Origin of the sequence: Streptomyces sp. SLBN-118, from assembly GCF_006715635.1 — a bacterium.
Classification (GTDB): Bacteria; Actinomycetota; Actinomycetes; order Streptomycetales; family Streptomycetaceae; genus Streptomyces.
Map to the genome: position 1 here is coordinate 2,490,082 of NZ_VFNP01000002.1, position 13,543 is coordinate 2,503,624.

At 69.5% G+C, this 13,543-nt stretch carries 9 protein-coding genes; 6 read left to right on the forward strand and 3 right to left on the reverse strand.

Going from position 1 to position 13,543, the window contains the following annotated elements; all coding sequences use genetic code 11:
• Position 1 precedes the first annotated feature (1 nt).
• From nirB to FBY35_RS29870, 5 genes are all read left to right on the forward strand, one after another.
• Positions 2 to 2,599 carry a nitrite reductase large subunit NirB gene (gene nirB / locus FBY35_RS29850; protein WP_142217056.1) on the forward strand — a complete coding sequence of 866 codons (2,598 nt, stop codon included), beginning with the start codon at positions 2 to 4 and terminating at the stop codon, positions 2,597 to 2,599.
• Positions 2,596 to 2,946, forward strand: a complete 351-nt coding sequence (gene nirD, locus FBY35_RS29855) for a nitrite reductase small subunit NirD (protein ID WP_142217057.1) — start codon at positions 2,596 to 2,598, stop codon at positions 2,944 to 2,946. Before nirB ends, nirD begins: the two co-directional genes overlap by 4 nt.
• Positions 2,947 to 3,083: 137 nt before the next feature.
• Entirely contained in the window at positions 3,084 to 4,019 is a 936-nt protein-coding gene (locus FBY35_RS29860; protein ID WP_142217058.1) for an oxidoreductase, read from the forward strand.
• Between the two features lie 140 nt (positions 4,020 to 4,159).
• On the forward strand, positions 4,160 to 5,407 hold the full coding sequence (locus tag FBY35_RS29865; protein ID WP_142217059.1) for a cytochrome P450: 1,248 nt from the start codon (positions 4,160 to 4,162) through the stop codon (positions 5,405 to 5,407).
• A gap of 5 nt (positions 5,408 to 5,412) precedes the next feature.
• Complete coding sequence (locus FBY35_RS29870) at positions 5,413 to 5,616, forward strand: ferredoxin (protein ID WP_142217060.1); 204 nt, start codon at positions 5,413 to 5,415, stop codon at positions 5,614 to 5,616.
• Positions 5,617 to 5,703: 87 nt separating this feature from the next.
• Here FBY35_RS29870 and FBY35_RS29875 read toward each other — a convergent pair whose 3' ends face one another.
• The 3 genes from FBY35_RS29875 to dusB all read right to left on the reverse strand — a co-directional run bounded on the left by FBY35_RS29875 (position 5,704) and on the right by dusB (position 12,063).
• Positions 5,704 to 6,696: a helix-turn-helix transcriptional regulator gene (locus FBY35_RS29875; RefSeq protein WP_142217061.1), complete on the reverse strand. Its 993-nt coding sequence runs from the start codon at positions 6,694 to 6,696 to the stop codon at positions 5,704 to 5,706.
• 677 nt (positions 6,697 to 7,373) lie between these two features.
• The gene (gene ppdK, locus FBY35_RS29880; protein WP_142217062.1) at positions 7,374 to 10,082 is read right to left on the reverse strand and encodes a pyruvate, phosphate dikinase; all 2,709 of its coding nucleotides are present in this window, start codon (positions 10,080 to 10,082) and stop codon (positions 7,374 to 7,376) included.
• Between the two features lie 832 nt (positions 10,083 to 10,914).
• Complete coding sequence (gene dusB, locus FBY35_RS29890) at positions 10,915 to 12,063, reverse strand: tRNA dihydrouridine synthase DusB (protein WP_142217063.1); 1,149 nt, start codon at positions 12,061 to 12,063, stop codon at positions 10,915 to 10,917.
• 52 nt (positions 12,064 to 12,115) lie between these two features.
• Between dusB and FBY35_RS29895 the strand changes: the two genes are divergently transcribed.
• Positions 12,116 to 13,543 carry an MFS transporter gene (locus FBY35_RS29895; protein ID WP_142217064.1) on the forward strand — a complete coding sequence of 476 codons (1,428 nt, stop codon included), beginning with the start codon at positions 12,116 to 12,118 and terminating at the stop codon, positions 13,541 to 13,543.

Here is a 13,543-nt window from a genome sequence, read left to right on the forward strand (position 1 = left end):
CATGACCGCTATGACCACCCCCACGACTCCCACGATCGTGGTCGTCGGCCATGGCATGGTCGGCCAGCGTTTCCTGGAGGCACTCGCCGAGCGCGGTGCGGCCGGGCGGGCGCGGATCGTCGTGCTGTGCGAGGAGCCTCGCGCCGCCTACGACCGCGTTCAGCTCACCTCGTACTTCTCCGGCCGCACACCCGACGAACTCTCCCTCGTCGAGGGCGACTTCATCGAGCGGCACGGTATCGAACTGCATCTGGACGACCCGGCCGAGACGATCGACAGGGCGGCGCGCACGGTCACCTCGCGTGTCGGCCGCACCTTCACGTACGACACGCTCGTCCTCGCCACCGGTTCGTACCCCTTCGTCCCACCGGTGCCGAACAAGGACGCCGAGGGCTGCTTCGTCTACCGCACGATCGAGGATCTGCTGGCGATCGAGGAGTACGCCAAGACGGCCCGCACGGGCGCGGTCGTCGGCGGCGGGCTGCTCGGTCTGGAGGCGGCGGGCGCGCTCAAGGGACTCGGGCTGAAGACGCACATCGTGGAGTTCGCGCCCCGTCTGATGCCGGCGCAGGTCGACGACGGCGGTGGGGCCGCGCTGCTGCGCACCATCGAAGGCATGGGGCTGACCGTCCACACCGGTACCGGCACGCAGGAGATCACCGTCGACGAGGCGGGCGCCGTGAACGGCATGGCCCTGTCGGACGGTTCGGTCCTGGACACCGATCTCGTCGTCTTCTCGGCGGGTGTACGGCCCCGGGACCAGCTCGGCCGTGATGCGGGTCTCGCGATCGGCGAGCGCGGCGGCATCGTGGTCGACGAGCAGTGCCGCACCTCCGACCCCGCCGTCTTCGCGATCGGCGAGTGCGCGCTGGCGTCGGACGGCCGGGTGTACGGACTGGTCGCGCCCGGCTACGAGATGGCCGAGACGGCGGCGGCCACGATCACCGAGGACGCCCGCAGTTTCACCGGCGCCGACATGTCCACCAAGCTCAAGCTCCTCGGCGTGGACGTGGCCTCGTTCGGCGACGCGCACGGCGCGGCGGAGGGCTGCCTGGACGTCGTGTACTCCGACTCCCGCTCCGGCGTCTACAAGAAGCTGGTGATCGGCAGCGAGGGCGAACTCCTCGGCGGCGTACTGGTCGGCGACGCCGACGCGTACGGCATGCTGCGCCCGCTCACGGGCTCCGTCCCGCCCATCTCGCCCGAGCAGCTCGTGCTGCCCGCGGGAATCGGCGCCCCGGCGGCGCTCGGCCCCTCCGCGCTGCCCGACGACGCCGTCATCTGCTCCTGCCACAACGTCACCAAGGGCACCATCCGCGGTGCGGTCACCGAGCATTCCTGCACGACGGTGCCCGAGGTGAAGAAGTGCACCAAGGCCGGTACGGGCTGCGGCAGTTGCGTCAAGGTGCTCGGCCAGCTGGTCAACGCCGAACTGGAGGCCTCGGGCGTCGAGGTCGACAAGGGCCTGTGCGGCTGCTTCGGGCAGAGCCGTCAGGAGCTGTACGAGATCGTGCACACGCTGCGCCTCACCTCGTACCAGGAGATCCTGGACCGGCACGGCCGGGAGACGGCCCGCGGCGGCAACGGCTGCGAGATCTGCAAGCCGGCCATCGGCTCGATCATCGCCTCGCTGGCCCCGACGATCGGCGCGGGCGGCTATGTGCTGGACGGCGAGCAGGCCGCGCTCCAGGACACCAACGACCACTTCCTCGCCAATATGCAGAAGAACGGCTCGTACTCGATCGTGCCGCGCATCCCCGGCGGTGAGATCACCCCCGAGAAGCTGATCGTGATCGGCGAGGTGGCCCGCGACTACGGCCTCTACACGAAGATCACGGGTGGCCAGCGGATCGACCTCTTCGGCGCCCGGGTGGACCAACTGCCGCAGATCTGGGCCCGGCTGGTCGACGCGGGCTTCGAGTCGGGGCACGCCTACGGCAAGGCGCTGCGCACCGTGAAGTCCTGTGTGGGGCAGACCTGGTGCCGCTACGGCGTACAGGACTCGGTCAGGATGGCGATCGACCTGGAGCTGCGTTACCGGGGCCTGCGCTCCCCGCACAAGCTCAAGTCCGCGGTCTCCGGCTGCCAGCGCGAGTGCGCGGAGGCACAGAGCAAGGACTTTGGCGTCATCGCCACGGCCAACGGCTGGAATCTGTACGTCGGCGGCAACGGCGGCGCGACACCGCGCCACGCCGATCTGCTCGCGCAGGATCTCTCCGACGCCGAACTGGTCCGGCTGATCGACCGGTTCCTGATGTTCTACATCCGTACCGCCGACCGTCTCGAGCGCACGTCGACCTGGCTGGAGCGGATCGAGGGCGGCCTCGATCACGTACGGGACGTGGTGGTCCATGACTCGCTGGGCATCTGCGTCGAGCTGGAGTCGCTGATGGCGGACCATGTCGCGAACTACCGCGACGAGTGGTCCGAGACCATCAACGACCCTGAGCGGCTGCGCCGTTTCGTCTCCTTCGTCAACGCACCCGACGTCCCGGACCCGACGGTGAAGTTCGTGCCCGAGCGCGACCAGGTCAAGCCCGACCTGCCGCTGTTGTCCATCCGTCCGCTGAAAGCCCTGGAAGGTAGCGCCGCCCGATGACGATCGCCCCCGAGAAGACGCAAACGCAGGTCCGGCTCCGCGTGGGCCAGGAGTGGGTCGAACTCTGCGCGCTGTCCCTGCTGACGCCGGGACGCGGAGCTGCGGCCCTGCTGCCCGACGGCACCCAGGCGGCGGTCTTCGTGGACCGCGAGGGCGTCGCCTACGCCATCGACAACCGGGACCCGTTCACCGGTGCCCAGGTCCTCTCCCGCGGACTGCTCGGCTCGTCGGCCGCCGGCCCCTTCGTCGCGTCGCCGCTGCTCAAGCAGCGCTTCGACCTGCGGACCGGTCGCTGTCTGGACGACGACTCGGTGTCGGTGACGGCGTACGAGGTGCGCGTGGGGTGAGCGGCCCGCCGCGCTCTGCCTGACATCCGCTGACGCGGGAGGGGCGACCGGATCAGATCTGGGCGCCGACAGTGGCTCCCCGGCCCGATCGTTCATAGGCTGAACTCAACCCAGTTTCCTTATTGAGGAGTTCAGCCATGTGGGGCTGGAACGCGAGCGACATACCGGACCAGGACGGGCGCACCGCCGTGGTCACCGGAGCCAACAGCGGCCTCGGACTCATCACGGCACGGGAGCTGGCCCGCCGCGGCGCGCGAGTGATTCTCGCCTGCCGCAGCGAGGCACGTGGCAAGGAGGCCGAGGCCCACATAGCGGGCCGGGTGCCGGGCGCGAAGGTGGAGTTCAGCCCGCTGGACCTGGCGGATCTCGCCTCGGTACGGGAGTTCGCGGCGCGCTACCCGTACGACGGCCTCCATCTGCTCATCAACAACGCGGGTGTGATGGCCCTTCCGTACGGGAAGACGGCCGACGGCTTCGAGACGCAGTTCGGCGTCAACCACCTCGGGCACTTCGCGCTGACCGGGCTGCTGATGCCGAAGCTGCTGCGTACACCGGGTGCGCGGGTGGTGGGTGTGTCCAGCTTCATGCACGCCATGGCGGGCGTCGACATGGGCGATCTCAACAGCGAGCGCCGCTACAGCCCCTGGACCGCCTACTCCCGCACCAAGACGGCGAACCTGCTCTTCGTGCACGAGCTGGCCAGGCGGCTCGCGACGGCGAGCTCCGAGGTCGTCGCTGCCGCCGCCCACCCCGGCTACTCGAACACCAACCTGCAGACCGCGGGCGCACGCATGGAGGGCAAGAAGGCGAAGGAGCAGTTCATGGTGGTCGGCAACCGGCTGTTCGCGCAGTCCGCCGAGTCGGGTGCGCTGCCGATCCTGTACGCGGCCACGGCCCCGGGGGTGCGGCCCGACTCCTTCACCGGGCCGAGGCTGCTCGGCTGGCGCGGTGGACCCGCGCCGTCGTGGCGGCTCAGCCATTCGAAGAACGACGCCACGGGTGAGCGGCTGTGGGTCGCGTCCGAGCAGCTGACCGGTGTGACGTACGAGGGCCTCAGGTCCTCCGTGTCCTGAGACCGCGTCCGGCGGGATGAGAAGGAGCCAGCGAACCGGCTCCAGGTTTGGGCTATTTGGCCGAAGTGTGCGTGGACCATTAGATGCCCGGGGCATCTAATGGGGACCGGCAAAGCGGACTCTTCGCTCGCGAGGTCACCATGACAGAGCCCATCCCCGCAGCACTCATCCCCGCAGCAGCCCTCACTACGGAAACGGGATCCGGGCAACCGGTCCCGTTCCCGCAGGACCGCAGTTGCCCCTACCACCCGCCCACCCCCTACGCCCCGTTACGCGACGCGCGCCCACTCTCCCGGGTCTCGCTCTACAACGGCCGCTCCGTGTGGGTCGTCACCGGGCACGCCACCGCGCGTGAGCTACTGGCCGACCCCCGGCTGTCCACCAACCGCGAGAACCACGGCTTCCCGAAGCCCACCGAGCGCTTCGCCGCGCTCACCAACCGCCGCGTCGCACTTCTGGGCGTCGACGATCCCGAGCACGGCGTCCAGCGGCGGATGCTGATCCCCAGCTTCACCCTCAGGCGCGCCACCGCGCTGCGACCGCAGATCCAGCGGACCGTGGACCGGCTGCTCGACACGATGATCGCGCAGGGACCGCCGGCCGAGTTGGTGAGCGCCTTCGCGCTGCCGGTGCCGTCGATGGTGATCTGCGCCCTGCTCGGTGTCCCGTACGCCGACCACGCATTCTTCGAGGAACAGTCGCGCAGGCTGCTGCGCGGACCGTCCGCGGCGGACACCGAGGATGCGCGCGACCAGCTGGACGAGTACTTCGGCGCCCTGATCGACCGCAAGCGCGAGGAGCCGGGCGACGGTCTGCTCGACGAGCTCATCCAGCAGCAGTCGGCCGAAGGGGCTGTGGACCGCCACGAGTTGATCAGCCTGGCCACGGTCCTGCTGGTCGCGGGCCACGAGACCACGGCGAACATGATCTCGCTGGGTACTTTCACCCTGCTCCAGCACCCGGAGCAGCTGGCAGAGCTGCGCCGGCAGGACTCCCTGATGCCCACCGCCGTCGAGGAGTTGCTGCGGTTCCTGTCGATCGCCGACGGGATGCTGCGGGTGGCGACCGACGACATCGAGGTGGCCGGAACGACGGTCCGGGCCGGCGACGGCGTCGTCTTCTCGACGTCCCTGATCAACCGGGACACCGCCGCCTACCCGGAGCCCGACGCACTGGACTGGCACCGCTCGCCCCGCCACCATGTCGCGTTCGGCTACGGCATCCACCAGTGCCTGGGGCAGAACCTGGCCCGGGCGGAGATGGAGATCGCGCTGCGTACGCTCTTCGACCGGCTGCCCGGACTGCGGCTCGCGGCTCCGGCCGAGCACATCCCCTTCAAACCGGGCGACACCATCCAGGGGATGCTCGAACTCCCCGTGGCCTGGTAGCCGCCATGGGGAGTGGCAGCGGTATCGGCATCGACAAGGACAGGTGCATCGGCGCGGGGCAGTGCGCGCTGACGGCGCCCGAGGTGTTCACCCAGGACGACGACGGACTGAGCACGCTGCTGCCGGGCCGCGAGGAGGGCGGCAGTCCGCTCGTACGGGAGGCGGCCCGGGCCTGCCCGGTCGGAGCGATCACGGTCCCGGAGGACTGAAGTACGACCGGCTCCTCGTCGGGCGGTATCACCTACAAGGTGACGGGTCCCTTCAGCAGCGCCGCCACCGGGCTCAGCAGGGCCCTGTCAGCCCGCGGCCTCCGCTGTAGCGCCGCCCCTCAGCAGGGCGGCGCCCAGCGGGGTGACCGTGTGCAGGACGGCATTGCCGTGGCGCAGGGTCACCACCAGGCCCGCCTCGCGCAGGACCGCCGCGTGCTGGCTGGCGGAGGCGAGCGACACCCCTGCCCTGCGGGCGAGTTCACTGGTCGTACAGCCGTAGCGAATGGCCTGAAGGACGACCGAGCGGGTGTGGCCGACGAGCTTGCCGAGCGAGGGGTCGCCCGACTCGCCGAAGGCCGGTGCGCAGCTGTGGGCCGCGGGATAGACGAGCACCGGCGGAAGGCCGGTGTCGCGGTAGACCACGGGGGTGCCCCGGCAGAAGAACGACGGCTGGAGCAGCAACCCCCGCCCGTTCAGATGCAGTTCGCGCTCGGCGGGATAGTCGGCCTCCAGCACCGGCGCCCGCCAGCGCAGCACCGGCGGCAGTGAGGCGAGCAGTTCTCCGGCGCCGCCGTCCAGCAGAGCGCGGCCGCGTACCGCACGGTCCGCCTCGACCGTGGCCTGGATGTGCGGCCAGTACGGTTCGATGGCGGCCCGGTGGTAGCTGCGCAGCGCGCCGACGAGACCGGCGAGCGCCTCGGGTCTGCCCTCCGCGAGGGCGGAGAGCCGGCCGGGCAGCCCGGGCGCGGCAGCCCGTCCCGCGGCGGCCAGGGCGAGTTCGGAGTGCAGCCGGCCCGGCGGGGTGGCCCGCAGGGCCTCCAGGCTCGCCTCCAGCCCGCAGGCGCCCTCTGAGGGCGTCAGAAAGTCGGGGAAATAGCCCCGCGGCGGAACCAGCGCGGCCAGCAGGCGCGTTTCACCACTCAACCGGACACGGGTTTCCGCGCGCCATTCGCCGAACATCAGGGCGCGCCTGCGCTCCCTCAATCGATGAAAGCTCAGAATGGCTTCCCACAGAACATCCGGTCTGGCCGCCATCCGAACTCTGGCTAGGTCATCCCCAGTGAAATGGATACGCAGCACCGAACCCCCCTGTTGCATCCGCAATCGCCCCCACCACTGAGTATGCATGCAATCACAGGACGTTACCACGGTGTTTCAGCCACAGTTGAAACGCCTCGCGAGGGTCGGGTGCCAACCGAAAGGCTGTACGACGTCGGGCAGGAAATCATCTGTCTCCGATGGACGCAGCGAAGACCGTGGGGGGCTTTGCGCGTCCGGCGGCGGGCGACAGAGGGTTGCGGCTCCCTGTCCGGCACGGGTAATGGGGCGCGGCCTGTGGATGGGGATCCACAGGCCGCGCTCCGCCCGTTGTTTGCGCAGTAAATGGCAGAAATTCGGTTCTTGGTAACGGTACGGAATTCAACATGGACTTTCCAACAACCTTGAAATAAGCGGAAGAGGCGGGTGCCCCGCACAGGCGCCCGCCTCTTCCTCTTCTGTGTTCCGGAACCATCACCGGGTCGGTGAGGGTCGTTGCCGATCTCCCGGGTGCCGCCGGGGCGGCCAGGGGAGACCGGTGACGGCTCCGGCGTCCTGAGGGCTGTCCCGCAATACCCGCCGGGCGCGCGACGACAGCTACGGCACCTCGCTGCGTTGTCGAATCACCCGAATACGCCCAGTATGAGGACGACTCTCCGCCTTGCGATGCACCGCATCTGACGCCGCGCGCTCATCCGCCGGGTATTGGGGGACAGCCCTTAGCGGGAGTCGCTGCCCTTCGACTCGGCCGCCGCGCGGCCGGCCTCCAGGCGCGCCACCGGGATCCGGAAGGGCGAGCAGGACACGTAGTCCAGCCCGACCTCGTGGAAGAAGTGCACCGACTCCGGGTCGCCGCCGTGCTCGCCGCACACGCCCAGCTTCAGGTCGGGGCGGGTGGCTCGACCGGCCTCGACGGCGCTGCGTACGAGCGAGCCGACGCCGTCCTTGTCGATCGTCTCGAACGGGGAGACCCCGAAGATGCCCTTCTCCAGGTAGGCCGTGAAGAACGAGGCCTCGACGTCGTCGCGGGAGAAGCCCCACACCGTCTGGGTGAGGTCGTTCGTGCCGAAGGAGAAGAACTGGGCGGCCTCGGCGATCTGACCGGCGGTCAGCGCGGCGCGCGGCAGCTCGATCATCGTGCCGATGGTCAGCTTGAGGTTCGTGCCGGTGGCGGCCTCCACCTCGGCGATGACCTGGTCGGCCTCCTCGCGGACGATCTCCAGCTCCTGGACGGTGCCCACGAGCGGGATCATGACCTCGGCGCGCGGGTCGCCCTTGGCGTTCTTGCGCTCGGCCGCGGCCTCGGCGATCGCCCGTACCTGCATGGCGAACAGACCGGGGATGACCAGACCGAGGCGTACACCGCGCAGGCCCAGCATCGGGTTCTGCTCGTGCAGCTTGTGCACGGCCTGGAGCAGCCGCAGGTCGTTCTCGTTGGCGTCCTTGCGGGACTCGGCGAGGGCGACGCGTACCGACAGCTCGGTGATGTCAGGCAGGAACTCGTGCAGCGGCGGGTCCAGCAGCCGCACGGTGACGGGCAGTCCGTCCATCGCCTCGAAGAGCTCGACGAAGTCCTTCTTCTGCAGCGGCAGCAGGGCACCCAGCGCCTGCTCGCGCTCGTCGTCGGTGTCGGCGAGGATCAGCCGCTCGACCATCTCGCGGCGCTCACCGAGGAACATGTGCTCGGTGCGGCACAGGCCGATGCCCTGCGCGCCGAAGCGCCGTGCGCGCAGCGCGTCCTCGGCGTTGTCGGCGTTGGCCCGTACGCGAAGACGGCGGACCCGGTCCGCGTAGGCCATGACCCGGTGCACGGCGGCGACCAGCTCGTCGGCGTCGTCGGCGCCCGCGTGCATCCGGCCCTCGAAGTACTCGACGACCGGGGAGGGCACGACCGGGACCTCGCCCAGGTAGACCTTGCCGGTGGAGCCGTCGATGGAGACGACGTCGCCCTCCTCGACGAGGGTGCCGTTCACCGTCATCCGGCGGCGCTTGGTGTCGACCTCGAGCTCCTCGGCGCCGCACACACAGGTCTTGCCCATGCCGCGGGCGACGACGGCGGCGTGGGAGGTCTTGCCGCCGCGGCTGGTGAGAATGCCCTCGGCGGCGATCATTCCGTCGAGGTCGTCGGGGTTGGTCTCGCGGCGGATCAGGATGACCTTCTCGCCGGAGCGCGACCACTTGACCGCGGTGTACGAGTCGAAGACAGCCTTGCCGACGGCCGCACCCGGGGAGGCGGCGATCCCGCGGCCGAGCAGATCCGCCTTGGCGTTCTCGTCGAAGCGCGGGAACATCAGCTGGGCGAGCTGCGCGCCGTTGACGCGCTGCAGCGCCTCGGCCTCGTCGATCAGGCCCTGGTCCACGAGCTGGGTGGCGATTCGGAAGGCAGCACCGGCCGTCCGCTTGCCGACCCGGGTCTGCAGCATCCACAGCTGGCCGCGCTCGATGGTGAACTCGATGTCGCACAGGTCCTTGTAGTGCGTTTCGAGGGTCTCCATGATCTGCATCAGCTGGTCGTACGACTTCTTGTCGATCGTCTCCAGCTCGGCGAGCGGCACGGTGTTGCGGATGCCCGCGACAACGTCCTCGCCCTGCGCGTTCTGCAAGTAGTCGCCGTAGACGCCCTGGTGGCCGCTGGCGGGGTCGCGGGTGAAGGCGACGCCGGTGCCCGAGTCGGGGCCGAGGTTGCCGAAGACCATCGAGCAGATGTTGACCGCCGTGCCGAGGTCGCCGGGGATGCGCTCCTGGCGGCGGTAGAGCTTGGCGCGGTCGGTGTTCCAGGACTCGAAGACCGAGCGGATCGCGAGATCCATCTGCTCGCGCGGGTCCTGCGGGAAGTCCCGGCCGGCCTCGCGGGCGACGAGCTTCTTGAACTGCTTGACCAGCTTCTTGAGGTCGGCGGCGTCGAGGTCGGTGTCGACGGTGACCTTCTTGGCGGCCTTGGCCTCGTCGAGCGCGTCCTCGAAGAGCTCGCCGTCGACGCCGAGGACGGTCTTGCCGAACATCTGGATGAGGCGGCGGTAGGAGTCCCAGGCGAAGCGCTCGTCGCCGGACTGCTTGGCGAGCCCGACCACCGACGCGTCGGAGAGGCCGATGTTGAGGACGGTGTCCATCATGCCCGGCATGGAGAACTTCGCGCCCGAACGTACGGATACGAGAAGGGGGTTGTCCGCCTGGCCGAGCTTCTTGCCCATCGACTGCTCGAGGGCGTCGAGATGGGCGCTCACCTCGTCGCGCAGCGCCGAGGGCTCCTGGCCGCTCTCGAGGTAGACCTTGCACGCCTCGGTGGTGATCGTGAAGCCCGGAGGGACGGGCAACCCGAGGTTGGTCATCTCTGCGAGGTTCGCGCCCTTGCCGCCGAGCAGGTCCTTGAGGTCCCTGTTCCCCTCGGTGAAGTCGTAGACGAACTTCTGATCTTTGTTTTCCGACACGGGTCTCGACTCCTCGAGGACTCGGTGGCTGCCCTGACGGCGAGGAACATACCCAGATCGAAGGCTTCTGGGTATGTCCACTTGTCCGTCATACGGCTGTAACCACTCGTCCGCCACCAGATCGAAAGTAACTGTCGGGTAGGAAATCTTTCACCCTCCGAAGAGGACTTGACTCAAACCAGACCCTCACCGCTCAAATGAGCACCCAACGCCGCCTTTGGGTTCAAGACTTGAACCCCCGAGGAATGGCACCCAGTGCCACCCTTCGGGAGGTGGATCCACTCAAAATCGCTCATCTGAGCGCCACCCTTATCAGGGGTGGCGAGAATCACGCGGCCGAAGAGGCTTCCGTCCCATCATCCGGACCCGTGTCGCGGGCCGCAACACACGGGCCCTCAGGACGAAACACGCCTGCTGAGCATCGCGAGATCCACAACCTCCAGGCTCTCGCGAAGACGCGTCCCAGGATGCGGGTACCGGCAGCAACGACGGCACCACCAGCACCGGGCATCCCGCGGCCTGCGCGGACGCACCTCCGTCCGCAGAGTCCCCACCGCCACACAGACCCCGGGAGCAGTACGCCGGGGCGCAACGGGCCCGGGCCTCCACCCGCTCGTGGAAACCGCCGGTCAGCGCAGCGGCCACCGACGTGGCACTCAGGGCCACCCGGTCCGGGGCGTCCCCTCCTGCAACCCGTATCAGATGAGCGGCCGTGTCCTCCACGGCCCGACCGACGACCTCCGGAGCATCCGCGTCCGTCAGCCGGCTCTACCAGTCCGGCAGGGCCGGGCAATTCAAGCCCGTCCGGCGGTGAGGCCGCGGGCGTCGCCCCTCAGCCGCCCGACGTGTCCAGTTCGGCTTCCGCGCTGATCCCGGCGCAGTCGTACGGGTCCTTCAGCCACCCGTCCGGCAGGACGACCCGGTTGTTCCCGGACGTACGACCGCGAGGCCCGTCCGCCCCCACCGGCCACGCCTGGTCCAGGTCCAGCTCACCCAGCAGCTCGTCCAGCTCCCCCAGCGAGGACGTGATCGCCAGCTTCTTGCGCATCTCGGAGCCCACCGCGAAGCCCTTCAGATACCAGGCCACGTGCTTGCGGAAGTCGATCACCCCGCGCGCCTCGTCGCCGATCCACTCCCCCAGCAGCTCCGCATGCCTCCGCATGACGACGGCGACCTCCTTGAGCGTCGGCGTCGCGTATGTGCCCGTACCCTCGAACGCCGCCACCAGGTCCCCGAACAGCCACGGCCGCCCCAGGCACCCGCGTCCCACGACCACCCCGTCGCAGCCGGTCTCGCGCACCATCCGCAGCGCGTCGTCCGCCGACCAGATGTCGCCGTTGCCCAGGACGGGGATCTCCGGGACGTGCTCCTTCAGCCGGGCGATCGCGTCCCAGTCCGCCGTGCCGCCGTAGTGCTGCGCCGCGGTGCGCCCGTGCAGTGCGATCGCCGTCACGCCCTCGTCGACCGCGATTCTGCCCGCGTCGAGGTAGGTGATGTGGTCGTCGTCGATGCCCTTGCGCATCTTCATGGTCACGGGCAGGCCGCCCGCGCCTGACACCGCCTCGTTCAGGATCGCCCGCAGCAGCGGCCGCTTGTACGGAAGCGCCGAGCCTCCGCCCTTGCGGGTCACCTTCGGGACCGGGCAGCCGAAGTTCAGGTCGATGTGGTCGGCCAGATCCTCGTCCACGATCATGCGGACCGCCTTGCCGACGGTCACGGGATCCACCCCGTACAGCTGGATCGACCGCGGCGTCTCGGTCTCGTCGAAGTGGATGAGCTGCATCGTCTTGTCATTGCGCTCGACCAGTGCCCGCGTCGTGATCATCTCGCTGACGAACAGTCCCTTGCCGCCGCTGAACTCGCGGCACAGCGTGCGGAAGGGCGCGTTGGTGATGCCCGCCATGGGCGCAAGCACCACCGGCGGCTGTACGGCGTGCGGGCCGATCGCGAGCGTCGAGGGGGACGGGGCAAGCGTGGTCATCCGTCCATTGTCACCTACGACCGGACTCGTTAGTTAGGCGTACTATCCAGGCATGGCCGAGCTCACACACCGACGGCGCCTGCTTGTGCTGGCGATCTGCTGTATGAGCCTGCTGATCGTCAGCCTGGACAACACCATCCTCAATGTCGCGCTGCCCTCCATCCGCCAGGAGCTGCACGCCTCCGTCGCCGGAATGCAGTGGACCATCGACGCCTACACCCTGGTCCTCGCCTCGCTGCTGATGCTCTCCGGATCGACAGCCGACCGCATCGGCCGCCGGCGGGTCTTCCAGGCCGGGCTGGTCGTGTTCTCGCTCGGCTCGTTGCTCTGTTCCCTCGCCCCGAACCTTCCCTCGCTGGTCGCCTTCCGTATGGTCCAGGCCGTCGGCGGCTCCATGCTCAATCCGGTCGCGATGTCGATCATCACCAACACCTTCACCGACCCGCGTCAGCGCGCCCGCGCGATCGGGGTGTGGGGCGGCGTCGTCGGCATCTCGATGGCCGCGGGGCCGCTGGTCGGCGGGGTGCTCGTGGACGGCGTCGGCTGGCGCTCGGTCTTCTGGGTCAATCTCCCCGTCGGTCTCGCCGCGCTGCTGCTGACCTGGCGCTACCTTCCGGAGTCCCGCGCCCCGAAACCGCGCCGCGCCGACCCCGTGGGCCAGCTCCTGGTGATCGCACTGCTCGGCTCCCTCACATACGCGATCATCGAGCGGGACCCCTCCTTCGCCGCGGTCGCCGTCGTCGCCCTCGCAGGACTGCTGCTGTACGAGCCAAGACGGCGCGAGCCGCTGATCGATCTGCGCTTCTTCCGCAGCGCGCCGTTCAGCGGGGCCACCGTCATAGCGGTGTGCGCCTTCGCCGCGCTCGGCGGCTTCCTCTTCGTCAACACGCTCTATCTGCAGGACATCCGCGGGCTGTCCGCCCTGCACGCCGGTCTGTACATGCTGCCGATGGCGGCCCTGACCTTCGTGTGCGCGCCCCTGTCGGGACGGCTGGTCGGCAGCCGGGGGCCGCGCCTCTCGCTGCTGATCGCGGGCGCGACGATGGCGGCGAGCGGGGTACTCTTCGCCGCCTTCGGGGCGGAGACGTCGGATCCCCTGCTGTTCACCGGATACGTCCTGTTCGGCCTCGGCTTCGGCATGGTGAACGCACCGATCACCAACACCGCCGTCTCCGGCATGCCCCGCGCCCAGGCCGGCGTCGCCGCCGCCGTGGCCTCCACGAGCCGCCAGATCGGCCAGACCCTCGGCGTAGCGGTCATCGGGGCGGTCCTCGCGGCGGGGGTCTCCTCCACGTCGTACGCGCAGGGCTTCGTCGCGGCGAGCCGCCCCGCCTGGTGGGTCATCACCGGGTGCGGGCTGGGCGTCCTCGGTGTCGGCGCGCTGACGAGCGGCGCCTGGGCCCAGGGGACCGCGCGGCGCGCGGCCGAGCGGCTGCAGACCCCGGACCGTGAGCAGTCGCCGTCCACAGCCGGCGCATAG

What these genes read in the sequence shown, in the direction of transcription:
- nirB (WP_142217056.1), top strand. Translation starts at nt 2, where the DNA reads ATGACCGCTATGACCACCCCCACGACTCCCACGATCGTGGTCGTCGGC.
- nirD (WP_142217057.1), top strand. Translation starts at nt 2,596, where the DNA reads ATGACGATCGCCCCCGAGAAGACGCAAACGCAGGTCCGGCTCCGCGTG.
- FBY35_RS29860 (WP_142217058.1), top strand. Translation starts at nt 3,084, where the DNA reads ATGTGGGGCTGGAACGCGAGCGACATACCGGACCAGGACGGGCGCACC.
- FBY35_RS29865 (WP_142217059.1), top strand. Translation starts at nt 4,160, where the DNA reads ATGACAGAGCCCATCCCCGCAGCACTCATCCCCGCAGCAGCCCTCACT.
- FBY35_RS29870 (WP_142217060.1), top strand. Translation starts at nt 5,413, where the DNA reads ATGGGGAGTGGCAGCGGTATCGGCATCGACAAGGACAGGTGCATCGGC.
- dusB (WP_142217063.1), bottom strand. Translation starts at nt 12,063, where the DNA reads ATGACCACGCTTGCCCCGTCCCCCTCGACGCTCGCGATCGGCCCGCAC.
- FBY35_RS29895 (WP_142217064.1), top strand. Translation starts at nt 12,116, where the DNA reads ATGGCCGAGCTCACACACCGACGGCGCCTGCTTGTGCTGGCGATCTGC.